This is a genomic window from Maritalea sp. S77 (assembly GCF_049801075.1).
Taxonomy (GTDB): Bacteria; Pseudomonadota; Alphaproteobacteria; order Rhizobiales; family Devosiaceae; genus Maritalea.
Window position 1 is genome coordinate 406,204 of the sequence record NZ_JBNAGG010000002.1, and the last position, 24,009, is coordinate 430,212.

Here is a 24,009-nt window from a genome sequence, read left to right on the forward strand (position 1 = left end):
GGCCTAAATATGGGTTAATTGGGCATGCTATCAGCCATTTCGATACAAAATATTGTTCTGATCGATCAGCTTGATTTGCCATTGGAGGGCGGTATGACTGCCCTTACTGGTGAAACGGGCGCTGGTAAATCCATTCTTCTTGATTCGCTTTCTCTGGCGCTTGGTGGGCGTGGAGACAATGGTTTGGTGCGCAAAGGCACTGAGCGCGGCCAAGTTGTGGCCAGTGTTGAATTGCCATTGGACCACCCCGTGATGGACATGCTCAAAGAAAATGAGCTGATGAGTGATGGCGAAATTATTTTGCGCCGCGTTCAATATGGCGATGGCCGCACCCGTGGCTTCGTGAATGATCAGCCAATTTCTGCCAAGCTGATGCAAAAAATTGGGCAATTGCTGATTGAAATTCATGGTCAGCATGACGATCGGGCCTTGGTCGATCCAACCACCCACAGACATTTGCTAGACGCGTTCGGTGGGCACAGGAAGCTGCTTGAGGCCACGCATGCCACCTACAAAGCGCTAACAGTGGCTCAGGATGCCTTAAATCGTCAGGAAGCGGCTGTAGAAAAAGCGCGCGCTGATGAAGATTATGCGCGACATGTGGTGGCGGAGCTTGAAGAGCTTGGCACGGCAAAGGGCGAAGAGGACGAATTGGCTGCGCAACGTCAACGCCTGATGGAACTTGAAAAAGCTGCCGACGAAGTGCGTGATGCAGATGAAGTGATCAACGGACCTTCTGCACCATCGTCTGCGTTGGCGGGCCTTATGCGGCAACTGATGCGCAAGGGCGATGGCGAGCACAACCTATTTGCCAATGTGATTGAAAATATTGATGCGGCTTTGGTGTCGCTTGATCGCACATCGGAAGCGCTTGAAGATATTAAGCGCCAAATGGAGTTTGATCCGCTTGAACTCGAACGGGCTGAAGAACGCTTGTTTGCGTTGCGGGCAGCGGCGCGCAAGCACCAATGTAGCGTTGATGAGTTGCCTGATGTTTTGTCGAAGTTTCAAAAAGCCATTCAAGACTTGGAACGCGGCGATGAAGATTTGACCCAGCTGCGCGAGGCGCTTGCGAAGGCTGAAGCGGATTATCGCGGCGCGGCCATCGCGTTAAGCGAAACGCGCGCCACGACGGCGCAAGATTTAATCATTGCGGTTGAGGCCGAGCTGCCGGATTTGAAATTGGGGCAAGCGCGGTTTTTGGTGGACCAGAAGGTGGATGAAAACCGGGTCAGCGCCAATGGCTTCGATATTGTCGAATTTCATGTGCAGACCAACCCAGGGACCAATCCCGGACCGATGATGAAAGTCGCCTCTGGTGGTGAACTCTCACGCTTCTTGCTCGCTCTGAAAGTGGTGTTGGCGGATAAAGGGTCTGCGCCGGTATTGATTTTCGACGAAATTGACACGGGTGTCGGTGGTGCGGTGGCAGATGCTATTGGCAAGCGCTTGGCGCGGCTTTCTGAAAAAGTACAGGTATTGTGCGTGACCCATGCGCCGCAGGTGGCGGCGCGGGCCAGCCAGCATTTGCTGATTGAAAAGCAAGTGGTGGACGAGGGCAGCTTAACCCGCACCCATGTGCGGCCATTGGATGAAGCGGCGCGCCGTGAAGAGATTGCCCGCATGTTGGCGGGTTCCGAAATTACAGATGAGGCCCGCGCTGCGGCCAATAGATTGCGTGATGAGGTGGTGGCGTGAGCGACAAAAAGCCCGTTGAGGAGCTGACCCGGCAAGAAGCCATGGAAGAATTGGCGCATTTGGCGGAAGCCATTGCCTATCATGATGAACGCTATCACCAGCAGGATGCACCGGAAGTCTCTGACGCGGAATATGATGCGCTACGCCGCCGCAATGACGCGATTGAGGACCGATTTCCCAACCTGATACGGCAGGACAGCCCGACCAACCGCGTTGGCTTTCAAGTCGCCGACGGCTTTAAAAAAGTCACCCATCGCGTGCCGATGCTTTCGCTGGGCAATGCATTTTCGGATGAAGATTTGGCTGACTTTGTTGATCGGGCAAAACGTTATTTTGCACGCGATGCTGGGTTAGAGTTGGGCTTTACGGCTGAGCCGAAGATCGACGGGTTATCTGCCTCGCTTCGCTATGAAAATGGCGTATTCGTGCAAGGTGCGACAAGGGGTGATGGCACCGAAGGTGAGGACATCACCGAGAATTTGAAAACCATCGCTGACATTCCGAAAAAACTTGAAGGCGATGATGTGCCCGATGTGTTTGAGGTGCGTGGCGAAGTCTATATGTCCCACGCTGAATTTGAGCGCTTGAATAAAGAGCTCGAAGCGCAGGGCAAAGACACTTACGTCAATCCGCGCAACACGGCCGCTGGCTCACTGCGCCAATTGGATTCTCGGGTCACGGCGTCGCGTAATTTGAATTTCTTCGCTTATGCTTGGGGCGATGTGTCTGCCTTGCCTGCAGAAACGCAGTTTGATGTGGTGCAAAAGCTTGGGGAATGGGGCTTTAAAATCAACCCGATGATGAAGCTTGTGACCAGTGTTGAAGAAATGATTGCCCACCACACCATGATCGGGGAAGAGCGGGCGTTGCTCGGCTATGACATAGACGGGGTGGTGTATAAGCTTAATCGCTTGGATTTGCAGCAGCGGTGGGGCTTTGTGGCTCGTGCGCCGCGCTGGGCCATTGCGTTCAAATTCCCCGCAGAAAAAGCGGTGACGCGCCTCAATGATATTGAAATTCAGGTGGGTCGCACGGGTGCGCTGACCCCGGTGGCGAAGCTGGAGCCGGTGACGGTGGGCGGGGTGGTTGTGTCCAATGCCACCTTGCACAATGAAGATGAGATCGAGCGCAAGGGCGTGTTGATTGGCGATATGGTGACCATTCAGCGCGCGGGGGATGTGATCCCACAAGTGCTGGGGCCAGTTCTCGATCATCGTCCGGATGATGCGCGTAAGTTTGAAATGCCGGAAACCTGTCCGGTTTGTGGATCGCATGCGGTGCGTGAAGTCAATGAAAAGACAGGGAAGCTGGATGCGGTGCGACGCTGTACGGGCGGTCTGATCTGTTCGGCACAGGCGGTGGAGCATCTCAAGCATTTTGTGTCGCGCAATGCGATGGATATTGATGGGCTTGGGGCCAAACAGGTCGCTGCCTTTTTTGAAGAGGACCGTGTGAAAACCCCGGCTGATATTTTCACGCTGCAAGAACGTGACGAAGCGGCGTTGCAGAAGCTGAAAGATCAGGAAGGTTGGGGCAGTACATCGGTTCGTAAGCTGTTCGAAGCCATCGACGAGACACGCACGCCAGAGCTGGATCGGTTTATCTTTGCGTTGGGCATTCGCCATGTGGGCGAAACCACAGCGGCTATGTTTGCGCGTAATTTTGGCAATTTTGCAGATTTTGAAAAAGCGGCACGTGACGCTGCCGCTGGCGACCACGCCGCGCGGGAAAGTTTTATTGCCATTGATGGCATTGGCGAAACCGTGGTGAATTCACTGGTTGATTTCTTCGCCAATGAACAGAATGTGCAAGCGCTTGATAAATTGCTCGAACAGGTCAACCCTAAGACCTATGAGGTGGCCAGCGCTGATGAAAGTCCCGTCGCGGGCAAAACCATTGTTTTCACCGGCAGTTTGGAAAAAATGTCTCGTTCGGAAGCCAAGGCGATGGCGGAGCGGTTGGGCGCGAAAGTGTCTGGTTCCGTGTCGGGCAAAACGGATATTCTGGTGGCCGGGCCTGGGGCTGGCTCTAAGCTGAAAAAAGCGCAAGATTTAGGCGTGACCACCATGGACGAAGGTGGTTGGTTTGAACTGATTGAAGGGCTTTAGACAATGGCACGGGCGGCATTGGACTATTTGAATGATCCGAAATATGTCGTGCAAGTGAACCCTCTGCCTGCGGGCACCCATTGGGGACCGGAAGGCGCGCCAATGGTGATTTCGACGCCGCGCGAAATTTATGATTTGATGGCGCGGGTGCCAGAGGGCCAGTTTATGCTGGCGGATGATTTGCGCGATTATTTGGCGAAAAAGCATAATGGATTTGTGACCTGTCCGCTTACCACTGGCATTTTTATGAATATTGCCAGCAAGGCCGCTGAAGAGTTGCGTGAGCAAACGGGCGAAGTTGGCATGGCTTGGTGGCGCACTGTCAAAAAAGCTGGTGCGCTGAATGAAAAAGCGCCGGGCGGGCCGGAAAACCAGAAGAAACTGCTTGAGGCCGAAGGCCATAAGCTGCTGCCAAAGGGCAAAAAGAATTTCAAATTGGCAGATTTGGAACGCAACCGATTTATCCTGTCATAAAGAATTTTCATTAGACAGAGTGTCAATTTTGTCCAAGACTTGCGGCCTTGATCATTTAGGCTATGGTTATGGATTTACAATCGCAAGAACACGCAACATCGGTGGATTTATCCCGAGGTGAGCGCGCCAAATTTTGGCGCGAGGCGCGTCATTGCGATTTGGAATGCCTCACCGCCACCTTCCGCACTCACCGTTATGCGCCGCACACCCACGATACATTTGTGATTGGGGCCATCGTTTCTGGCCAGCAGCAACATAAGCTGAAGGGCAGTGAATCTATTGGCGGTGCTGGGTCGGTTTTTATGATCAACCCTGAAGAAGTGCATGATGGTCGACCGCTGGAAGGCGGGTATAGCTATCGCATGCTTTATCCTTCAGTGGAATTGATGCATGAAATCGCATGGGATTTGCCCGGCGCAGCGCCGAGCGGTAGCTTGTTTTTCCAAGATTTGATGGTGCAAGATACGGCATTGGCCGGGCATCTTGTGCGCTTGCATCAACAGTTGGAACAAAGCCTTGATCCACTTGAAAAGGATGAAGCGATCTATTTGGCGTTGGGCGAGGTGATTGGTCGCTATGGCAGTTGGCGCAAGGAGCCGATTGTGGGGCGTGCACCTAAAGCTGTGCGGGATATGTGCGATTATATGCAAGCGCATTTCGATCAAGATGTGGATCTCGATCAATTGTGCGCCTTGTCTGGCATGTCCAAAAGCTATCTGGTTCGGGTTTTCGCTAAACATATGGGGCAAACGCCGCACTCATTTTTGACCGATGTGCGCGTGCGGCAGGCGCGGGCACAATTGGCGCTGGGCCACGAGCCAGCTGATGTGGCCATCGATTGTGGCTTTTATGATCAAAGCCATCTTAATCGCCACTTTAAAAAACGCATTGGTGTTGCCCCCGGGGCCTACCGCAATATCGCTTAGATTGGATGGATGAATGAGTGAGATCAGTGGCGAAATGCCTCTGCGCGAAAGCGATTATATTGCCGGAATCAAGCATATTGCGCCGCTCTTAGTGGCCATGGTGCCAATCTCTTTGGTGTTTGGCGGCTTGGCCGCGCAAAAGGGCTTGAGCCCCTTGGAAGTCGGGTTAATGAGCGCCGTGGTGTTTGCAGGCGGGTCGCAATTTGTGGCCATTGATTTCTGGGCTAGTCCGGTGCCATGGGCCGCGATCATCTTTTCGGCATTGTTGGTGAATGTACGCCATATTCTCATGAGCGCGTCGCTCGGCCTTAAAACCAGGCATATGGGGTGGGGCAAGCAGATGATCGCCTATATGTTTTTGGCGGATGAGATTTGGGCCCTGTCCGAACATCGCGGGCGCAAGCAGCATCTCAGTTTTGCGTTCTACATGGGACTGGTGACGCCGTTTTATCTCAATTGGGTGTTGATGACCGCCTTTGGCGCGTTGCTGGGCAAAATGTTTGTCGATCTCGACCCGGCGCAATATGGGTTGGATTTTGCCTTTCCGGCGATTTTCATCGGCCTGATTGTGGGGTTCTGGAAGGGCAAAAGCACCGCCATGGTGTTGGCAGCCAGCGGAGCGGCTGCGATCCTCACCAAGACCTATGTGGATGGTGCATGGTATATCGCGGCGGGTGCAGTGGCTGGCATGTTGGTGGGCGCGTTCACGGCTGATCCTGAAGAATATAAAGGAGCATTGGACCGTGGCTGAAGTGTTTAGCGTAGACCCAATGGTTCTGGCCACCATTCTTGGCATGGGGATCGTGACTTATTTCACCCGCGTGGCGGGTTTGGTGATTGTACGGTTTTTCACCATTGAAGGGCGTGCGCGCGCTGCCTTGGAGGCAGTGCCGGCTGCCGTGTTAATGGCGGTGATCGCACCGACCATTTTGGCTACTGGCCCGGCTGAAAGCCTCGCCGCGCTGATTACGCTTTTGGTGGCGTTTCGCCTCCCGCTTTGGGCGGTCGTGGTTGTGGGCGTTATCTCCGTCGTGGCACTGCGGAGCGTGTTTGGTCTATTCTAGGATTGATTCTACTCCTTAGGATAAACCCTTATGACCAAAGCAAATTTCTATATTGTGATGATGGTGTTGGGCACTGTTTTGCCGTGGCTGTTTTTCGGGCCTTATTTTGCCCAGACGGGTTTTGATATTGGCGAATATATCCAAAGCCTGTTTATGGCCAACGGGCTTGCTGCTGGGTTCAGCACAGATGTTTTGCTGTGCATTGCTCTGTTCTGGGTTTGGTCATTTTGGGATTCGCGAGTGCAGGGCGTTCGATACTGGTGGCTGGTTTTGCCAGCCTGTTCGTTTGTTGGCCTGTCGCTAGGTTTGCCGCTCTATCTCTATTTGCGCGAAACGCGGCTTAATAAAGCCCAATAAGAGCGAACAGCGCACCAGCAGCACCTCCAGCCAATACCAATATCCATGCAGGCCATTTCAGCTGCCATAGGATTACAAATCCGATCACGGCAATAGCCCAATCTATTGGTTGGGTAAGGGCTTGTATCGCAATGGGATTGATCAGGGCTGCCGCGAGCAAGCCGACCACTGCCGCATTGGTGCCGAGCAATGCTTTGCGGGCGATTTGATTGGTCCGCAGCCCTTGCCAGATCGGCAGGGCGCCATAGGTGAGCAAAAAGCCCGGGACGAAGATTGCGGTTGCGCCAATCAGCACACCAAGTAATGGTGTGTCGCTAGCCATTGCGCCCAAATAGCTGGCAAATGAGAAGATCGGGCCGGGCAGGGCTTGGGTAGCGCCATAACCGGCAAGGAACAGATTTTGGTCCAATAGATCCGGCACCATTTCAGCTTGCAGCAGCGGCAACACCACATGGCCGCCGCCAAACACCAAGGCCCCGGCGCGGTAGAAAATATCCGCCAGTGCAAATGAGGTTTGGTTCGTGCTCGCGGCGAGAACGGGCAGGGCAACAAGCAAGATGAAGAAGCTGGCGATTGCAATTGCGTGACGTGACGCGAAACGCGTTTCGACCTTATTGCTTTCTTTGGTGGGCGCCGGGGCTTCCAAAATCAGATAGCCGATGATGGCGCCGAGAATGATCGCAAATATCTGTCCCACAAAGCCTGTGAGCAACAGGCAAAGGATCAACGCGCCTACAGCAATAATCGCCTTGCGGGCGGTGTTGGCGAGGCTTTGAGCCATGCCCAGTACCGCGTGGGCGACAATCGCTACGGCGATCAGTTTCAGTCCGCGAATAAGACCTTGCCCCATGTCGCCCTGAAGCACCGGGATGATGGCTGCAAAGCCTAAAAGCAGGACGATAGACGGAAGGGTGAACCCAAGGAAGGCTGCAATGCCACCCACAATGCCGCCGCGCTGTACGCCAATGGCGAAGCCAACTTGCGAGCTGGCGGGGCCGGGCAAAAACTGACACAGGGCCACCAAATCCGCATATTGCCCATCATCCAACCATTTTCGTCGCCCGACAAATTCAGTGCGGAAATAGCCCAAATGAGCCACTGGGCCGCCGAAAGAGGTGAGGCCCAGTTTGAGGAAGATGCTGAATATTTCGAATAAGGCACGCATAGATAGGTCCGTTGCGGAGAATTATGCGTGCCTTGATATTGGTGTTAAATGGCGCGCGTTGCCTGCTTCAACCATTCTTTCTTGTCATCTTCAAGACGGTCGGCGATCAAGTCATAGCATTGCTGGTGATAATCATTAAGCCATTCCACTTCTTCCGGTGTCATCAAGTCTTTGTCGATGAGGCGCAGATCGATTGGTGTGTAGGTGAGGGTTTCAAACTTTAAGAACTTCTCGTTCTTTTCGCTCGGCACCACCATGATCAGATTTTCAATACGGATGCCATATTCACCTTCAAGGTAGAAGCCCGGCTCGTTGGAGAGAATATTGCCTTCTTCCAGCACATTGTGATTGATGCCGGAGATGCCGCATGGCCCTTCATGCACGCCCAATAGCGCGCCCACGCCGTGACCAGTGCCATGCGCATAATTCAATCCTTCATTCCAAAGGAATTGGCGCGCCAGAACATCCAAATGTGCGCCAGTTGCGCCTTTGTGGAAATGGACGCGGCTGAGGGCGATCATGCCTTTAAGCACCAATGTGAAATGCTTGCGCTGATCCGGCGTTGTGTCGCCCGTGGCCATGGTGCGGGTGATGTCCGTGGTGCCATTGCGATATTGGCCGCCACTATCCACCAGCATCAGTTCGCCGGGATTGAGGGTGCGATTGGTGTTTTCGGTGACCCGATAATGCACGATCGCGCCATTCGGGCCAGAGCCGGAAATGGTTTCAAAGCTGATGTCGAGCAGCTCGTTGGATTGGCGGCGACAATCTTCCAACTTCTCCACGATCTCTGTTTCGGTGAGTTTGCCCTTCGGCGCTTCTGCATCCAGCCAGGACAGGAAGCGCGCCATGGCGACGGCGTCTGAAGTTTGAGCCGCCTTCATGCCTTCCACTTCGGCAGGGTTTTTACGCGCCTTGGCAATCACGATCGGGTCTTTGTCGCTGATGATGGTCGCGCCGACGGATTTGGCAATATTCACCAACTTGATCGGCGCCGTTGCATCGTCAAACCAAACAGAATCTGTGGTGGTGGAGGTAAGGGCTTCTTCAAGCTCCTCAATGGGTTCCAGCACCGTCACGTCGCTCAATTCAGCTTGGATAACCGGATTGATCTTTTCTGGCTGGACAAAGAAGCGGGTGACGCCTTGTTGCGGTACGATGGCAAAACCAAGGCTAACTGGTGTGTTGGAGATATCGCTGCCGCGAATGTTCAACAGCCAGTTGGTGGATTCGGGCAGGGTCAGCACCAAATAGTCGGCATTTTTCTCTGCCATTTGCTTTTGTAACTCGGTGATTTTGTCCGCTGCAGATTTGCCTGTTTGTGCATCATCCAGCGTATAGATGTCGTTTGTGGGTGGTGCAGGGCGATCTTCCCAGATGGCGTCCACAAGATTATGCACTTCCACAAGCTCAATGCCAGCCGCGCTTAGTTTTGCGTCAAGCGCCATAATTTCCTTGGGCGTGTGCAGCCAGCCGTCATAACCGACTTTTTGACCCTTTTTAAGATTGGCAATCAGCCAGTCTGCCGTTGCCGTTGGGCTTAAATCAACAATTTCAAATGTGTTGGTGTCTGTTTGTTGTGGCGCTTGCAATGTGTAGCGACCATCAACAACCAGTGCTGCTTTTTGTGTGCCAACGATGGCCGTGCCAGCTGAGCCAGTGAAACTGGAAATATAGGCGAGCCGTTCATCACCAGCCGGAACATTTTCGCCGCGGTGGGCGTCCGCGCGCGGAATCAGAAAGGCATCGATATTTTGGCTTTTCAGTTGATCGCGGAGCGCTGTAACGCGGGGGGCAACCAAGTCTGGATAGGCGCGCTCTTCAAATGTTTGAAATCTATTGGCTTGTTTGTTGGTTGACATGGTCACCATAATCCTTCGGTCAAACGTGCATAGGAACCTGCCAAAACTGGCTCAGCCATGCTTTTTTTGCATGGCTGTAGTGCGAAAGCAGGGTCTACTAAAATTTTTTTACCGGGTTACATTGGGTCATCAGATCGAGAGATGCAAGTAGGTGCATCCGATTTGCAAAGGAGAAATTCGATGACACAAAAAGCTGGCCTTTTCCGTAATATGTTGGACGCAATGGTGGCAGCACGCTCAAAGCAAGCAGAGCGCCATATTGCACATTTCTTGAATGCAAACGATCGCCATTACAAATAAGAACAGGGCAAATTGCCCATCAATTAAGCTAGGTGTTTAAAATGTCTGCGAAGAAAAACTTTTTCCAAAATTTCGTGAGCTCTATGTCTAACACACGTGGTTTTCATGACCCACGCGAGCAACAAAAATATGTGGCGACACAATCATATCGCCACTTGCTTGGTTCATACGACCACACAAACGGCTTCTAAGAAGCCGTAAAGGCCGAGCTATTCGGCTTTTAGTGTTAGGATCGACCAATCACCCTTCTCGCTTTGCGCGAGGAGGGTTGTTTTTTGTGCTGTGTAAGCTGCAATCACATCTTCGGCCTGTCGCGTTAGCAGCCCAGCCAGAATGATGGTGGCGCCTGGTTTGGCTTGTTTCACCACTTCGGGGGCCAGTTCAATCAGCGGCCCGGCCAATATATTGGCCATGATGAGATCAAACGGGCCATGTTCGGCAAAGATCGGATGATCAAACCCATCGGCGGTTTCGGCGATGATCTGGTCCAGCACGTCATTGATTTCAGCATTCTCGATGGTGACCTCAACTGCTTTGGGGTCGATGTCGGTCGCGAGAATGTTGAGTTCAGTGCGTTTGGCCGCAGCGATGGCTAGAATCCCGGTGCCGGTGCCTAAATCCAAAATGGCTTCAGGTTTGTTGTCTTGAAGATACTGGTCTAGCGCCGCGAGACAACCGGACGTCGTTTCATGGTGACCCGTGCCGAAAGCTTGGCCTGCATCAATTTTGATCGGGATAACATTGTCAGCACTCGGCGCGTCATCATGTGAGCCATGGACAAAAAAGCCGCCTGCTTCAACGGGTTTTAGCCCTTCAAGTGAATGGGCGACCCAGTCTTTTTCAGGCACAGGTGCCACTTCAAAATCCAGCACATCGCCTAAAACCTCTTTGGCAATGGCGTTAAATTTTTCAATATCGGGTTTTTCATCGCATGTGGCTTCAAACACCCAATGTTCGCCGTCTGGCCCCTCATAGGCCACAGCAGAAAGGGCCATATCATCCAATTCGCTAATCGCATCGACCAGCTTATAGGCTTCTTCTTTTGACAGGGGCACGCTGATTTGGTTAAGCGACATGGATGATCTCACGGTTTTTGAACAAAGCTTTCCAGCACCTTTTTGCGGCCGACGCTGGGAAAGTCAATGCTCAGCTTGTTGCCATCGACAGCGGCAACGGTGCCCTCGCCAAATTTCAGGTGTAGAACCTTATCTCCGGTCTTAAACCGGGAAGAGGATGCAGGGTTGACGGATCGGGCCACCAACTCGCCTTCAATGGTGGGGCCGCGGTCTTTTCCGCGGCTTTGATGTTGCCGCTGCGCACGTTGCCATCCGGGCGTTTCATAAACGCTTTCAAACGGATCGCGGCGGTCGAATTTGGTGGCTTGATCGCGTCCGCCATAATTGATGCCGCCATAGGAGGAGCCTGTGTCTTTGACTTCCACCACATCGGCAGGCAATTCATCCAGAAAGCGCGACGGAATGGCGGATTGCCACAAGCCGTGGATGCGTCGGTTTTGGGCGAGGCTCAGCTTGGCGCGTTTGCGCGCGCGGGTGATGCCCACATAGGCGAGGCGACGTTCTTCCTCCAACCCAGCTTTGCCGGATTCGTCCAAGGCGCGCTGGTGCGGGAATAGGCCTTCTTCCCAACCGGGCAGAAACACGGTGTCGAATTCCAAGCCTTTGGCCGCGTGCAGGGTCATGATGGACACAGCATCGTCTGCATCGCCGCTATCACGGTCCATTACCAGCGAGATATGTTCCAAAAATCCGCCCAGCGTTTCAAACTCTTCCATGGACCGGATGAGTTCTTTCAAGTTTTCCAAACGTCCTGGCGCATCGGCAGATTTATCATTCTGCCACATCTGGGTGTAGCCGCTTTCATCCAAAATGGCTTCGGCCACTTCAGAGTGGGGCAGGGTCTGCAATCGCATGGCCCATTCATCAAATTGGCTCAGAAGGCCGCGCAGGGTAGAGCGCTGCTTCGGCTTTAGCTCATCGGTTTCAACCAGCTCGCGTGTGGCTTGTACCAGCGGCACATTGGCGGCGCGTGCCGCGTCATGCAGCATAGAGATGGTGGCATTGCCCAAGCCGCGCTTGGGTACGTTTACAATGCGTTCGAAGGCTAAATCATCAGCAGGCTGCGTGACGATACGCAAATAGGCAAGGGCATCGCGAATCTCTTTGCGTTCGTAGAAACGCGGGCCACCGATGACGCGATAATTCAAGCCAAGCGTGATAAAGCGGTCTTCAAATTCGCGCATTTGGAATGAGGCGCGGACCAAAATCGCCATTGAATTGAGCTTATGGCCTTGGCGCTGCAATTGCTCAATATCTTCGCCAATATTGCGGGCTTCTTCTTCCGAATCCCACACGGAGGTGACCGCAATTGGTTCGCCTTCTTCGCCCACATCGGTTTGCAAGGTTTTGCCCAAGCGATCTTCATTGTGGGCAATCAAGTGTGAGGCGGCTTTTAGGATTTTTGATGTAGAGCGATAGTTGCGCTCCAAGCGGATCACCTTTGCGCCGGGAAAATCCTGCTCGAAGCGCAAAATATTGTCTACCTCGGCGCCGCGCCAGCCATAGATGGATTGGTCGTCGTCGCCCACCACGCACACATTGGCGGTTTCGCGATGTTCGTTGGATTGTGCCAACAGGCGCAACCACAAATATTGCGCGACGTTAGTATCCTGATATTCGTCCACTAATATGTATTTGAAGCGGCGATGAAACTCTGCCAACACGGTTGGGTTATCTTTAAACAGGCGAATGCCTTCTAGTAGCAAATCGCCGAAATCTGCGGCGTTCAGCACTTTGAGCCGTGCTTGATATTGCTGATAGATTTTCACCGCTTTGCCATCGGCGAACACGCCTGCATCGGCGGCAGAAAGTTGGCTGGGTTGCAGGCCTTTGTTTTTCCAACCGTCAATGACGTGGGCCAGTTGGCGTGCTGGCCAGCGTTTTTCATCTACATTCTCGGCTTGCAGCAATTGCTTGAGCAAGCGGATCTGATCGTCTGTGTCCAGAATGGTGAAATCGGATTTGAGGCCAACCAGTTCGGCATGACGGCGTAAGATACGGGCGCCAATGGAGTGGAACGTGCCGAGCCAAGGCATGCCTTCAATGGCACCACCCACGAATTTGCCGATCCGCTCTTTCATTTCGCGGGCGGCTTTGTTGGTAAAGGTCACCGATAGGATTTCACCCGCCCGCGCACGGCGGGTTGCCAAAATGTGGGCAATGCGTGTGGTGAGAACGCGGGTTTTGCCTGTGCCTGCACCTGCCAAGACCAGCAAAGGCCCATCCACAGACTCAATCGCATCGCGTTGTTCTGGGTTGAGGCCCTCTAAATAATTCGGTGTTTGCGCGCCCAATTGAGAAGTGATCGGGCCAGCGCCTAAACCTTGTGGTTTTGCTGGTCTATCGGTCATTCGGTCCGTTTCGAATCTCTTTTTGTTCTTTATAGGGGAGACATACTTTCTTGTATATGTCGAGAAGCAAAAAGCCTTGTGACGCTTGAGCTGTGCAATGTCAAATTTGTGCAACAAATTTGTCACGCCGCTGTCGTGGCAGCTCCCTAAGCGAATAGCGGACGACTTAAACGCAAGGGGAGACTTATGTCGCTTTTCAAAACAATCAGCCTGGCTGCGCTTTCAAGTGTAAGCTTAGGGTCCATGGCCGCAATGGCCAGCCCATATTTCGATCGGGTAAACGGCTTTCCAGTGGCGCAAAACGCACCTGAAGCTGAAGAAACATCATCAGAAATCATCGCTGCAAATGAAGATGGCTCATGGCTTGTATATTCAGACAGTCCAGCTGGTGGCATTGGCTTTATTGGCCTTTCAGAAGATGGCAGCACCGAAGCCAAAGGCTTTTTGACGTTGGATGGTGAGCCAACGTCCGTCACCGTGATTGGTGAGCATGTATTTGCTGGCGTCAATACATCTGAGAGCTACACTGCGCCTTCAGGCCATGTGGCTGTAATCAATGCTGCGAGCCAAGAAATTGTGGCCACTTGTGATCTTGGCGGCCAGCCAGATTCAATTGCTGCATCAAAAGATGGGGCCATGCTTGCTGTGGCCATTGAGAATGAGCGCGACGAAGATTTGAATGATGGCGTGCTCCCGCAAGAGCCTGCCGGCTTTGTGTCCTTGTTTAAAGTGGCAGAGGGTGCGCTGGATTGTGACAGCCAGATCAAAGTGGATTTGACAGGTTTGGCTGAAGTTGGTGGTTCTGACCCTGAGCCTGAATTTGTTGATTTCAACATGGCAGGCGAATTGGTTGTGACCATGCAGGAAAACAACCACCTTATTATTCTTGATGGCGCGACAGGCGAGGTGAAAAACCACTTCTCCGCAGGCGCTGTTGATTTGGCCAATGTGGACACAGAAGAAGAAATGGCGTTCACCTTTGATGGTACTTTGGACGCTGTTGTGCGCGAGCCAGACGCTGTAAAATGGTTGGATAATGACCGCTTCGTTACCGCCAATGAAGGCGATTATGAAGGTGGCTCACGCGGCTTCACCATTTGGAACAAAGACGGTTCATTCGTTTGGGATTCAGGCATGAGCGTGGACCATCTGGTCGCGCGTTTGGGCCATTACCCAGAAAAACGCTCAGGCAATAAAGGTTCTGAACCGGAAGGTTTGGAAGTGGCCAAGTTTGGTGATGACACATTGATCTTTGTGTTGTTGGAGCGCGCTTCTTTGGTGTTGGTTTATAAAGACACAGGCGCTGAGCCTGAGTTTGTCCAAGCCTTGCCATCAGGCATTGGTCCTGAAGGTGCGGTGGCCATCCCATCTAAAAACTTGCTGGCCACGGCTAACGAAGTTGATTTGCGTGAAGATGGTGGCGCTGGTTCGCACGTGATGATTTATGCGCGCAATGCTGAAACACCAGCTTACCCGCAAATCATCTCAGAAATGGACGGCGATCGTCCAATCGGTTGGACAGCGCTTTCTGGCCTCGTGGCTGATGCAGAAGTTGCCGGCAAGCTTTATGCAGTGAATGACAGCTTCTTGCGGTCGCAGCCTTCAATCTATGAGATTGATGCAACCCAATCGCCTGCCAAAATTGTTCGCCGTATCGGAGTGACGCGTGATGGTGCTCCGGCGCAAAAACTGGACCTTGAAGGCATCACTCTTGATGGTGACGGCGGTTTCTGGCTTGCCTCTGAAGGCCGGACAGATCGGTTGACCCCGCATGCGCTTTACCATGTGAACAGCAAAGGCGAGATTGAAGAAGAAGTGCCTTTCCCGGCCGAGTTGCTTGCCGTTGAAAAACGCTTTGGCGCGGAAGGCATCACTGCCGTTGGCGAAGGTGATGAGATGGTGCTTTGGATCGCCATTCAGCGCGAATGGGCTGACGACGCCAAAGGCGAAGTGAAGCTTGTTTCTTACACACCTGCCACTGGCGAATGGGGCGCGGTGCGTTACCCGTTGGATCAGGTTGAAAAAGGCTGGGTTGGCCTTTCTGAAATCACGGCCCATGGCGACATGATCTATGTTGTAGAGCGTGACAATCAGTTGGCTGACAATGCGAAGATCAAGAAGCTCTACGCTATCTCTATGGACCAAATGCAGGCAGCACCTTTGGGTGGTGAACTGCCATTGGTTAAGAAAACAGAAGTGCATGATTTCTTGCCAGAGATGAAAGCGTTGAACGGCTTTGTGCTCGACAAGATCGAAAGCTTTGCCATCGACGCGTCAGGCGAAGGGTTTGCGATGACAGACAATGATGGTGTTGACGATCACTCAGGTGAAACATTATTCTTCTCCATCGGCAAAATGTAAATTTTATCAAAATTTGCGCAATGGGCCCGGGCGGAAACGCTCGGGCTTTTCTTTATGGGAAAAGCGGTTAAATTTGAATCGGTTGGAGGATGTGATGAACCCATTGATTCAAGCTTTGTTGGCGTTTGATGGCAAGCAGGTTGAGCCATTGAAACAGGGATTGGCCGCTTCGGAGTCGGGTGAATTTTTGGCACTTGCTGATTATTTTGCCCATGACAATGTGATGTTTCAAACTGGGGCGTCGTGGCTGGTGAAGGGCGCACTGGAGCGCGGTAAAGAGGTTCCGGCCAATGTGGTCGAAGCCATGTTTGATGCCGCGGATCACTATGCTCATTGGGAACCAAAACTGCACGCGCTTCAGTCCGTTCAATATTTGGATTTTGAGCACATCAAACGCGAAAAAGTTGCGGCTGCATTGCCTGCGCTCTCAGACGATAAGAAGACATTGGTGCAGGTTTGGGCGCTGGATGCGGATGTGCGACTTCATATTGAAAATGAGAGTCAATTGAATCGCTTACAGCAAAAGCTCAATATGGCGCTTGAGGCAGGGCCAGCGTCGCTTAAGGCGCGGGCGCGGCACTTAAAAAATGAATTTAAAGCTTTGGATTGACTTGAATATTTGAATCGCGTGCCCACTTGAACTTGTACGTTACCTTATTGCCATTGGGGGAAATCATGAAAGCTGCAGTTTGCCGTGCCTATGGGCCAGCCGAAAATGTGAAAATCGAAGAAGTGGACAAACCCACGCCGGGCGCTGACGAAGTGTTGGTCAAGGTGATGGCAAGCACAGTGGACATCGCCGATGTGCGCATCCGTGCGCTGCGGGTACCGAAAGGGCTGGGCCTTATGACACGGATGGCGATGGGGCTGTTTAAGCCGAAATACCCGATTTTCGGTTTGCAATTTTCCGGCATCGTTGAAGAAGTTGGTGCCAATGTGACTGGCTTTGAAGTCGGGCAGGAAGTTGTTGGCTCCAATGGTTTTCGTCTCGGTGCTCATGCGGAATATATTCTGGCGGGCAAAGAGGGCGCACTGGTGGCCAAGCCGTCAAGCCTTAGCCATGAAGAAGCTGTTTCCGTGCTCTTTGGTGGCAGCACAGCGATGGGTTATTTTAAAGAAGGTGGCTTGAAGGCTGGTGATGATGTGCTGGTCAATGGTGCGTCTGGTGCTGTTGGTGTTGCAGCAGTGCAATTTGCCAAACATATGGGCGCAACGGTGACCGGCGTTTGTTCCGGCAAAAATGTTGACCTGGTCAAATCACTAGGTGCTGACCATGTGATTGATTACACCAAAGAGGATTTCAAAGCCTCTACCGACAAGTTTGACTTTGTGATGGACAATGTGGGTAATGCCCCATTTGCCAAAGTCTCGCATCTGCTCAAAGCGGGCGGCAAAACATTGGTGGTGATCTTTTCGAGCGCGATTGAAATGATCAAAGTGATGACCAATAAACGCGCAGTGATGCTGACTTCAGACTCTGAAAAAGAAGTGATGGGCAACGAAATGTATGCCCATCTGATGAGCTTGGCAGCGCAGGGCGTGTTGAAACCGATAATCGACAGCAGTTTCCCCTTTGAAAAAATCGCCGATGCGCACCGCCTTGTTGATGGCGGCCATAAAGTCGGCGCAGTCGTGGTGCGGGTGGCGGCCTAAACGGCGCCAGCCCAATTCACCACGCCGATCACCAATTGCCGCATGGCGGCATTATAATGCTGTTCATCCGCACCATCGGCAATGGCGCGGGCGGCCTGATCAAATGCAGCCGACAGCAAATCCGCCGTTGCGTTTAAGTGCGTCGTTGGCGTGCCTTTTTGATCAAAGGCTGCTTTGAGGCCCGCAATCAGCTCTTGCTGCGCGTTCTCTCCATCGATTTGTGCCATTTCCTCATTGCCCAAAAAGGCAGGGCCCATATCGAGCAGCAGTTTGGTGCGGCCCGGTACCTTCATGGCGCGGAAATAGGCTTCGGTGCCATTGATCAGTGAGGCAAGCGGATCATTGATGTCGAGGTCTGCCTTGGCGATCTCTTTGGCAATCTCTTCTGATTCCATCACCAATATAGCGCGCAATAGGTCGGCTTTATCCTTGAAATGGTGGTAAAGCGCGCCCCGCGTCACCTCAGCTTTTTTCACAATAGCCGGGGTGCCCGTTTCTGCGTAACCCTCTGAAATAAATAGTTTTCGCGCCGCTGCGATCAGCTGCGCACGGGTGGTCTCGGACCGTTCTTTATTCGATCTGCGATTATTTGTTTGCATACATACAGCCTGTATGTTAATTGAAATATACATACACAGTGTATGTTATTTTTGATTGGGAGAAAAGAGATGAAAACAACTTCATATTATCCAGTGATCATGGTGGAAGATGTGTCGCAAACGGTGGCGTTTTTCACGCAGCATTTTGGTTTTGTGCCGCGTTTTGAAAGCGATTGGTATGTGCATTTGCAATCCGAGTTGGTGCCAAGCGTCAATTTGGCCGTGCTACAATATAATCACCCCACCGTGCCGCAAGCTGCGCAAGCGAAAACACAAGGTTTGATCCTCAATTTTGAAGTGGAGGATGTGGATGCGCAATATGAGCGATTGAAGGAAGCGAAACTGCCGTTGCTGTTGGACATTAAGAGCGAAGATTTTGGCCAGCGTCACTTCATCACGGCAGATCCAAATGGCATCATGATTGATGTGATCCAGCCCATTCCACCGAGTGCGGAGTTTGCGGCGCAATATGATGAATCTGCCTTGCCACAAGGTGAGCAAGCCGCCCTTTAAAGGTGTTCTTCGCGGCTTTGTTCTACCAATGCTTTGTTAAAGCTCGACAAGGCTTTCACATGGGTCACCCAACCCACTTGTTTCATGCGCTTGCCCGATCCATCCATGACGGGCAGGCGTGACTCATCCGTAGCATCAAATGCACGGAGTGCGGTTTCCAACGTGTCGCCGGTTTTCAGCCAAGGCTTACCGGAAAGAATATCAAATGGCGGTTCGTCATCCGTTTTGACATAGGCGGACATGAAATCACGCACGCGATAATATTTGACGAGGTGGGCGTGCGGCCCTTCTTCCAGCATGATGCCGCGCGTATAGAGTTGCCAATAGAAGAACGAACGACCCATTACCGCCTGGGTGAGGCCTGTCGCGATCGACACGGCAAACAAAAGCGCAATGGAGAAAGCGAAGCCGCCCGTCAGTTCAAAAATCATCACGGTCGTAGAAATAGGCGCGCCCAACACCGCGGCGGCCACAGCGCCCATGCCAATAATGGAATAAAGAGCTTCAGATGAGGCGAGTTCCGGGAACACATTTGCCGCTATTAGGCCGAACGCGCCGCCCGTCATTGCGCCAAGATAAAGCGCGGGCGAGAAGATGCCGCCGCCAAAGCGCGATGCCAAGGTGATGGCCGTTGCTGCCGTTTTGGCGATGATCAGCGACAGCATGGTCCAGAGACCCATCTGATTGGTCAGTGCCGCGTTTGTGGCCTCATAGCCAACGCCCAGCACTTGGGGGAAGGCCAAGGCGATGATGCCGATCATAAAGCCGCCAATGGCTGGACGATAATAATCGCGGATGCGGAAATGGCGGGCCACCCAGTCTGTGCCGATCAGTGAGGTTTGAAACGCAATAGCTACTACGGCGCAGGTGAGGCCGAGTAGGGCAAAGGCCGGAATTTCCCAATAAGAGGTGATTTGAAAGTCCGGCACCAGAAAAGCTGGATTGTCGCCAAACCAAGCGCGGGACATGACCGAGGCGATCACCGCGGCAATCACGATGGGCACAAAGGCGGACATAGCGAAATGGCCCAAAATCACTTCATGGGCGAATAGCACGCCAGCAATGGGTGCGTTAAAGGAGGCGGAGATCGCCGCCGCAACGCCACAGCCCAGCATGATACGACGGGATGAGGGCGGCAGTTCAAAAAAGCGGAACAGGGATTTGGACGCGGACGCGGCGAAATAAACCACGGGACCTTCGCGGCCAGCACTGGCACCAAAGCCCAGTGAGATAGCAGAGATCGTGCTGGCCACGAGCGAATTGCGGAAAGAGAGTTTTTTGCCATCGTGTGTGCGGGCTTCAATCACATCGGCAACGCCGCCGGGGCGCGCTTCCCGCCGCCAGAAAAACATGATGATGCCAACAATTACGCCCCCGGTGACGGGACCGAGGATCACATAATACCATGGCAGCGCCGCCAGCCGCTCCATATAGAGTTCGGACGCGTTTTGAATCCATAAATATTGGAAAAAGCCGATGGCGGAACGGAAGAGAATGGCGACGGCACCGCCGGCCACTCCTGCGGCCAGTGCCAGCAACCACAATTTTGGCTGTTGCGCGGCCTGAAACGCTGCAATGTGCGGATGCACCCATTTTTGTACGACACGATAGATCAGGCGGGCATTTTTGGCCATTTTTGTGGTGTACTCTCTCCCAATACGTTTTGATTGTTGTGATTATTTGATAAGCCTTTATCAAGGGAGAGGGCAAGGCTTGGCGGCAGAAAAGGCTGAACAATGCTAATTTTTGCGCTGAAGTTTTGAATTGAGGCGTGACGTAGGGCGCTGAAAGCTCTAACCTTTTATTAAGTATCGAGGTGGGTGAACAAGTCTGGTGTTGAATCGCGTTTACATTGCTATTGGCATCTTGCTCATTCTGGTGATGGCCGCGGCCTTTGTTGTGCCGCGACTTTACGATTGGAATGTATATCGAGAGCGCGTTGAAGCTATCGCAGCGGAAGCGCTGGGCACTGACGTGGCGATTCGCGGTGATATGGGCTTCACCCTGTTGCCGCAGCCGCAAATGGTGATTTCTGACATTGTGGTCGGCGATGCGGAAACACCGTTGTTGGAGATTGAGCGCGCGGACGCACATCTCAATCTCATGGAATTTTTGCGCGACATTTATGCGGTGCAGCAACTTAATCTGGATGGGCTAAAGCTTCACCTTACGGTTGACGAGCAGGGTGAATGGCGGATGCCGATTCAGCTGCCGCAAGGTGTGCGGCAGGGCAATGTTTCGATTGAAGATGCCGTGTTGAGCAATGCAGAAATTGTGTTGGCGGATCAGCGCACGGGCGAGAGCTGGCGCATGGATCGGATCAATGGCAATTTGAGTGCTGCGGGGTTGCGGGGCCCATTTGCGCTGGATGCCACGGGCCAGATGCAAAATGAAGATTATCTTTTGCGGCTCTCCAGCTCCGAATTGAACAATGCGGGGCAAATGCGGCTGAATAGCCTAATCGCACCAACAGATCGACGTTTTTCGCTGACTACTGAGGGGCTGCTTTCCACTGAAGATTCCAAAGCTGCATTCGCTGGCGAGACCAATCTACGGGTGAAGCCGCAGCGGCGCGATGAAAATGATGTGCGCGGCGATCTGACCTTCAAAGCGAAGATTGCGCTGGATGCACAAGAACTCGCTATTGAAGAGTTTAATCTGGTGCCAGATGAAAATCGGCCAGGTACGCGGATGATTGGCAATGCGACATTGAGCTTGGGCAATGATCGTCACCTCGACGCACTTGTTTCTGGCGGCGTGGTGCCGATAATCCCGCAAGATGCGCTGCGCGACCGCACAGCCGATCCATATGCTTTGGTTGAGTTGTTGATCAATTTGCCACCACCGCCAAAGATCAATGTGGCCAGTGGCGATGTGCAGGTGGATATTGGCGAGCTCGGACTTGGCGATTTTGCGCTGCGAGACGTGGCGGCCAAGCTCAGCTTTTCTGACAATAAATGGCTTGTGCAATCTTTCACCACGCGGCTGGCAGGTGATAGTTTGATGTCGCTTTCTGGAGAGTTGATTGAGGCGCAAGGTAATTCTGCGTTTGATGGTACATTTTCATTCGCCTCCGAACGACTTGATGCGTTGGCACGTGGTTGGCGTAACTTCACCGACGATAATCCGCTGTTTGGTGCCACTGCCGAAGGCGAGGGACGTTTGCGGCTGTCGTCTAGCGGCGTCAATATTGCGGCGGAAGGCTTTCGGCTCGATGATGATGAGCTAGATTTTGTGATTGATTGGCGCGAGGAGAAAGCACGGCGTTTGGTGCTCAATGCTGAGTTGGGGCAGCTTGGTGCGCAAAGTTCAGAACGTTTGCTGGCATTCTTGCCCAATATTGGTCGTGATCAAAAATTCGCTCAAACCTTTCCGCTTGGTCGCTTTAAGGTGACAGCGGACCAACTGGTGTTGGAGCAGATGCCAGTGCGCGACGCCACTGCCAGCGGCAAATGGTCGAAAGCGGGTATTGAGATTGACGATTTTACCGCAAACGATGTTGCGGGCATTTCCATCCAGTCCTCCGGCACGTTGGCAGGAACACTTGCAGCACCAAAGCTTTGGGGCAATGCGCGATTTGATGTGTTGCCGCGGGCAAACATCTCGCTATGGGCTGAAAAATGGCCCGGTGGCATCAATGCCAAATTAGAGGAAATTTTGCGGGCCAATCGCCCTGCGCGTTATGAAGTTGAGTTGATGGCGCCGGAGGGTGAGAATCAAAAAATCACTATTGAGGCTTCGAATGCAGATTTGAAAATGGATGCGGCTTTTGACTTTGGCGAGGGGATTTTCAAAGCCGCCACCGCACCATCGGCAGGTGCAATCTTCTTTTCTGCACGACACGGCCCGGCATTATTCAACAGTTTGCAGTTGGATGGCGATGGTTTTTCTGAAAATACGCCTGCACAACTCTCCTTCGAATATCAGGGCACATTGTCCAACTCGATTGAGGCAGACATTGGCTATGAAGCTGGATCGACTGATCTGAGCTATGTCGGTTCATTGATTGTTTCCGACCTGTCAAACCTGCGCGGGCGGGGCCAGCTGAAGGGGGATGTGACTGACATTGAGGGCATTTCCAATCTGGTGGGATTGAACGGTTTGCATCTGCCACAGCTTCAAGGCGAGGCCGCGCTCAAATTTACGAATTCGGAAAAATATGAGCTGTCTGAGATCAAGTTGCGCGCAGCTGATGAGGATGTGACAGGCCAAATCAGTATGAGCCGTTTGGGCGGTGATGCGGTTTATAGCGGTGACTTGCGTGTATCGCGGATGAGCGTTGATGGCTTGGCGCAATATCTCGGCGGACAGACGGCACTGTTCAACAGCGGTGATCTTGTGTGGCCAGATGGTCCCTTCAACATCGCTGCTGAAAGCCGAAAACATCTTGGGCGAATTGGGATTGAAACGCCATTGTTGATGGCGAACGATCGGGCCTTTTTAACAGGTGTTAGCTTTGATTTGAGCTGGACGGCGAATGAGAACCGCATTCGTGATCTGCTTGGCGCACTTGGTGAAGGCGAAGTGGGCATGGATGTTACCCTTTGCTGCTATGGCAGCGAAAGCCAGAAGCAATTGAATGGTCGTTTCCGCCTTGACGGCGTGGCACTTGGCGAATTGTTATCTGGTCCGGCGGCGACCACCCTTTCTGGATTTGTCGATGGGGCAGGGCAGTTTTCAACCAGAGGTGCAGACTTTGCGCAGATGGCCGCAGCGTTGGGTGGCGATGGCAGTTTCACCATCGCAGATTTGGCGATCAGTGGCGTGAACAGCGATGTTTTTGCCGCTATTGGCAGCATGGATAATCTAACTGACCTCGAACCAGCTGAGTTTAAAGCGCAAATTGACGAAGAGTTGGCCGTTGGTCGGTTTGATGCACCGGAAGCTGAGGGCTTGTTTTCCATTGCAGGTGGCAAATTGTTCCTGCGCAACTTTTCGGTTGAGGATGCGCAAGCCAGACTATTTGGTGATTTGAATATGGAACTCTCCCAGTTCGGCTTGGAGGGCGATTGGGTGCTTTCACCAACACAATCCTTCGGTTCGGGCAATGTGTTGAGCGAAAATGCCGCTCAAATTGCCTATCGGATCAATGGCGAGCTGTTCAATCCTGAGGTGAGCGTTGATGTCGGCCCAATGGCGGACGCGATTCAGATGCGAGCATTTGAGCTAGAAGTTGAAGAACTTGAGCGGCTTCGCGCTGAGCAAGAAGCGCGAACACGGGCGCAGGCCGAAGAGCAACAGCGGCGGATGGCGGAGCAAGCTGCTCGTTTGGCGCAAGAGGAAGCGGCGAAAGCAAAGGCAGAGGAGGCAGCACGTCGTGCGGCTGAAGAGGCTGCACGCCAGCAGTCCACACAGCCACCGCCGCAGCCGCCAGTAAATCTCAATGCAAATGACCCTATTGGATTTGATCCTGATACAGGTGAGCCGATCTATTTCGATCCGAATGCGCTGTATCTAGAGGAACAGGCCCCGTTGGACCTGACAGACGGTCTGGAGTAAGCT

Annotated in this window: 18 protein-coding genes; 12 read left to right on the plus strand and 6 right to left on the minus strand. The window is 52.8% G+C overall.

The window, feature by feature from the left end; all coding sequences use genetic code 11:
- Nucleotides 1–24 precede the first annotated feature (24 nt).
- The 7 genes from recN to ACP15Y_RS09750 all read left to right on the plus strand — a co-directional run bounded on the left by recN (nucleotide 25) and on the right by ACP15Y_RS09750 (nucleotide 6,627).
- Entirely contained in the window at nucleotides 25–1,698 is a 1,674-nt protein-coding gene (gene recN, locus ACP15Y_RS09720) for a DNA repair protein RecN (RefSeq protein ID WP_424982873.1), read from the plus strand.
- Nucleotides 1,699–1,739: 41 nt separating this feature from the next.
- On the plus strand, nucleotides 1,740–3,806 hold the full coding sequence (gene ligA, locus ACP15Y_RS09725; RefSeq protein WP_424983090.1) for an NAD-dependent DNA ligase LigA: 2,067 nt from the start codon (nucleotides 1,740–1,742) through the stop codon (nucleotides 3,804–3,806).
- A 3-nt stretch (nucleotides 3,807–3,809) separates the two neighbouring features.
- Nucleotides 3,810–4,280: an MGMT family protein gene (locus ACP15Y_RS09730; protein WP_027834441.1), complete on the plus strand. Its 471-nt coding sequence runs from the start codon at nucleotides 3,810–3,812 to the stop codon at nucleotides 4,278–4,280.
- A 68-nt stretch (nucleotides 4,281–4,348) separates the two neighbouring features.
- The gene (locus tag ACP15Y_RS09735) at nucleotides 4,349–5,206 is read left to right on the plus strand and encodes an AraC family transcriptional regulator (RefSeq protein ID WP_424982874.1); all 858 of its coding nucleotides are present in this window, start codon (nucleotides 4,349–4,351) and stop codon (nucleotides 5,204–5,206) included.
- A gap of 13 nt (nucleotides 5,207–5,219) precedes the next feature.
- On the plus strand, nucleotides 5,220–5,957 hold the full coding sequence (locus ACP15Y_RS09740; RefSeq protein ID WP_205468095.1) for an AzlC family ABC transporter permease: 738 nt from the start codon (nucleotides 5,220–5,222) through the stop codon (nucleotides 5,955–5,957).
- A 19-nt stretch (nucleotides 5,958–5,976) separates the two neighbouring features.
- A complete protein-coding gene (locus ACP15Y_RS09745; RefSeq protein WP_133572182.1) occupies nucleotides 5,977–6,270 on the plus strand; it encodes an AzlD family protein in 294 nt (97 codons plus the stop codon).
- 30 nt (nucleotides 6,271–6,300) lie between these two features.
- Nucleotides 6,301–6,627 carry a DUF2834 domain-containing protein gene (locus ACP15Y_RS09750; protein WP_424982875.1) on the plus strand — a complete coding sequence of 109 codons (327 nt, stop codon included), beginning with the start codon at nucleotides 6,301–6,303 and terminating at the stop codon, nucleotides 6,625–6,627.
- Here the strand turns inward: ACP15Y_RS09750 and chrA are convergent.
- The 4 genes from chrA to ACP15Y_RS09770 form a co-directional block, all read right to left on the minus strand.
- Nucleotides 6,611–7,792 (minus strand): chromate efflux transporter, encoded by a 1,182-nt coding sequence (gene chrA / locus ACP15Y_RS09755; protein ID WP_424982876.1) that lies wholly within the window; start codon nucleotides 7,790–7,792, stop codon nucleotides 6,611–6,613. The genes ACP15Y_RS09750 and chrA overlap by 17 nt on opposite strands.
- Nucleotides 7,793–7,836: 44 nt before the next feature.
- Entirely contained in the window at nucleotides 7,837–9,654 is a 1,818-nt protein-coding gene (locus ACP15Y_RS09760) for an aminopeptidase P family protein (protein WP_424982877.1), read from the minus strand.
- Nucleotides 9,655–10,163: 509 nt separating this feature from the next.
- Nucleotides 10,164–11,030, minus strand: coding sequence for a 50S ribosomal protein L11 methyltransferase (locus tag ACP15Y_RS09765; RefSeq protein ID WP_424982878.1), 867 nt, complete (start codon nucleotides 11,028–11,030; stop codon nucleotides 10,164–10,166).
- Nucleotides 11,031–11,038: 8 nt separating this feature from the next.
- A complete protein-coding gene (locus ACP15Y_RS09770) occupies nucleotides 11,039–13,381 on the minus strand; it encodes an ATP-dependent helicase (protein WP_424982879.1) in 2,343 nt (780 codons plus the stop codon).
- 186 nt (nucleotides 13,382–13,567) lie between these two features.
- Between ACP15Y_RS09770 and ACP15Y_RS09775 the strand changes: the two genes are divergently transcribed.
- From ACP15Y_RS09775 to ACP15Y_RS09785, 3 genes are all read left to right on the plus strand, one after another.
- Nucleotides 13,568–15,742 carry an esterase-like activity of phytase family protein gene (locus tag ACP15Y_RS09775; protein ID WP_424982880.1) on the plus strand — a complete coding sequence of 725 codons (2,175 nt, stop codon included), beginning with the start codon at nucleotides 13,568–13,570 and terminating at the stop codon, nucleotides 15,740–15,742.
- A gap of 94 nt (nucleotides 15,743–15,836) precedes the next feature.
- A complete protein-coding gene (locus tag ACP15Y_RS09780) occupies nucleotides 15,837–16,352 on the plus strand; it encodes a hypothetical protein (RefSeq protein ID WP_424982881.1) in 516 nt (171 codons plus the stop codon).
- Nucleotides 16,353–16,417: 65 nt separating this feature from the next.
- Complete coding sequence (locus ACP15Y_RS09785) at nucleotides 16,418–17,395, plus strand: NAD(P)-dependent alcohol dehydrogenase (protein WP_424982883.1); 978 nt, start codon at nucleotides 16,418–16,420, stop codon at nucleotides 17,393–17,395.
- On the opposite strand, the gene ACP15Y_RS09790 is transcribed toward ACP15Y_RS09785, so the two are convergent.
- A complete protein-coding gene (locus tag ACP15Y_RS09790) occupies nucleotides 17,392–17,994 on the minus strand; it encodes a TetR/AcrR family transcriptional regulator (protein WP_424982884.1) in 603 nt (200 codons plus the stop codon). The two genes, ACP15Y_RS09785 and ACP15Y_RS09790, sit on opposite strands and share 4 nt — an antisense overlap.
- Nucleotides 17,995–18,063: 69 nt before the next feature.
- On the opposite strand from ACP15Y_RS09790, the gene ACP15Y_RS09795 reads away from it, so the two are divergent.
- Entirely contained in the window at nucleotides 18,064–18,507 is a 444-nt protein-coding gene (locus tag ACP15Y_RS09795; RefSeq protein WP_424982885.1) for a VOC family protein, read from the plus strand.
- Here the strand turns inward: ACP15Y_RS09795 and ACP15Y_RS09800 are convergent.
- Nucleotides 18,504–20,141 (minus strand): chloride channel protein, encoded by a 1,638-nt coding sequence (locus ACP15Y_RS09800; protein ID WP_424982886.1) that lies wholly within the window; start codon nucleotides 20,139–20,141, stop codon nucleotides 18,504–18,506. The two genes, ACP15Y_RS09795 and ACP15Y_RS09800, sit on opposite strands and share 4 nt — an antisense overlap.
- A gap of 199 nt (nucleotides 20,142–20,340) precedes the next feature.
- Between ACP15Y_RS09800 and ACP15Y_RS09805 the strand changes: the two genes are divergently transcribed.
- Entirely contained in the window at nucleotides 20,341–24,006 is a 3,666-nt protein-coding gene (locus tag ACP15Y_RS09805; protein WP_424982887.1) for an AsmA family protein, read from the plus strand.
- Nucleotides 24,007–24,009: the final 3 nt, after the last annotated feature.

What these genes read in the sequence shown, in the direction of transcription:
- chrA (WP_424982876.1), bottom strand. Translation starts at nt 7,792, where the DNA reads ATGCGTGCCTTATTCGAAATATTCAGCATCTTCCTCAAACTGGGCCTC.
- ACP15Y_RS09745 (WP_133572182.1), top strand. Translation starts at nt 5,977, where the DNA reads ATGGTTCTGGCCACCATTCTTGGCATGGGGATCGTGACTTATTTCACC.
- ACP15Y_RS09735 (WP_424982874.1), top strand. Translation starts at nt 4,349, where the DNA reads ATGGATTTACAATCGCAAGAACACGCAACATCGGTGGATTTATCCCGA.
- ACP15Y_RS09775 (WP_424982880.1), top strand. Translation starts at nt 13,568, where the DNA reads ATGTCGCTTTTCAAAACAATCAGCCTGGCTGCGCTTTCAAGTGTAAGC.
- ACP15Y_RS09770 (WP_424982879.1), bottom strand. Translation starts at nt 13,381, where the DNA reads ATGACCGATAGACCAGCAAAACCACAAGGTTTAGGCGCTGGCCCGATC.
- ACP15Y_RS09800 (WP_424982886.1), bottom strand. Translation starts at nt 20,141, where the DNA reads ATGGCCAAAAATGCCCGCCTGATCTATCGTGTCGTACAAAAATGGGTG.
- ligA (WP_424983090.1), top strand. Translation starts at nt 1,740, where the DNA reads ATGGAAGAATTGGCGCATTTGGCGGAAGCCATTGCCTATCATGATGAA.
- ACP15Y_RS09750 (WP_424982875.1), top strand. Translation starts at nt 6,301, where the DNA reads ATGACCAAAGCAAATTTCTATATTGTGATGATGGTGTTGGGCACTGTT.
- ACP15Y_RS09730 (WP_027834441.1), top strand. Translation starts at nt 3,810, where the DNA reads ATGGCACGGGCGGCATTGGACTATTTGAATGATCCGAAATATGTCGTG.
- recN (WP_424982873.1), top strand. Translation starts at nt 25, where the DNA reads ATGCTATCAGCCATTTCGATACAAAATATTGTTCTGATCGATCAGCTT.
- ACP15Y_RS09765 (WP_424982878.1), bottom strand. Translation starts at nt 11,030, where the DNA reads ATGTCGCTTAACCAAATCAGCGTGCCCCTGTCAAAAGAAGAAGCCTAT.
- ACP15Y_RS09785 (WP_424982883.1), top strand. Translation starts at nt 16,418, where the DNA reads ATGAAAGCTGCAGTTTGCCGTGCCTATGGGCCAGCCGAAAATGTGAAA.
- ACP15Y_RS09795 (WP_424982885.1), top strand. Translation starts at nt 18,064, where the DNA reads ATGAAAACAACTTCATATTATCCAGTGATCATGGTGGAAGATGTGTCG.
- ACP15Y_RS09760 (WP_424982877.1), bottom strand. Translation starts at nt 9,654, where the DNA reads ATGTCAACCAACAAACAAGCCAATAGATTTCAAACATTTGAAGAGCGC.
- ACP15Y_RS09780 (WP_424982881.1), top strand. Translation starts at nt 15,837, where the DNA reads ATGAACCCATTGATTCAAGCTTTGTTGGCGTTTGATGGCAAGCAGGTT.
- ACP15Y_RS09790 (WP_424982884.1), bottom strand. Translation starts at nt 17,994, where the DNA reads ATGCAAACAAATAATCGCAGATCGAATAAAGAACGGTCCGAGACCACC.
- ACP15Y_RS09740 (WP_205468095.1), top strand. Translation starts at nt 5,220, where the DNA reads ATGAGTGAGATCAGTGGCGAAATGCCTCTGCGCGAAAGCGATTATATT.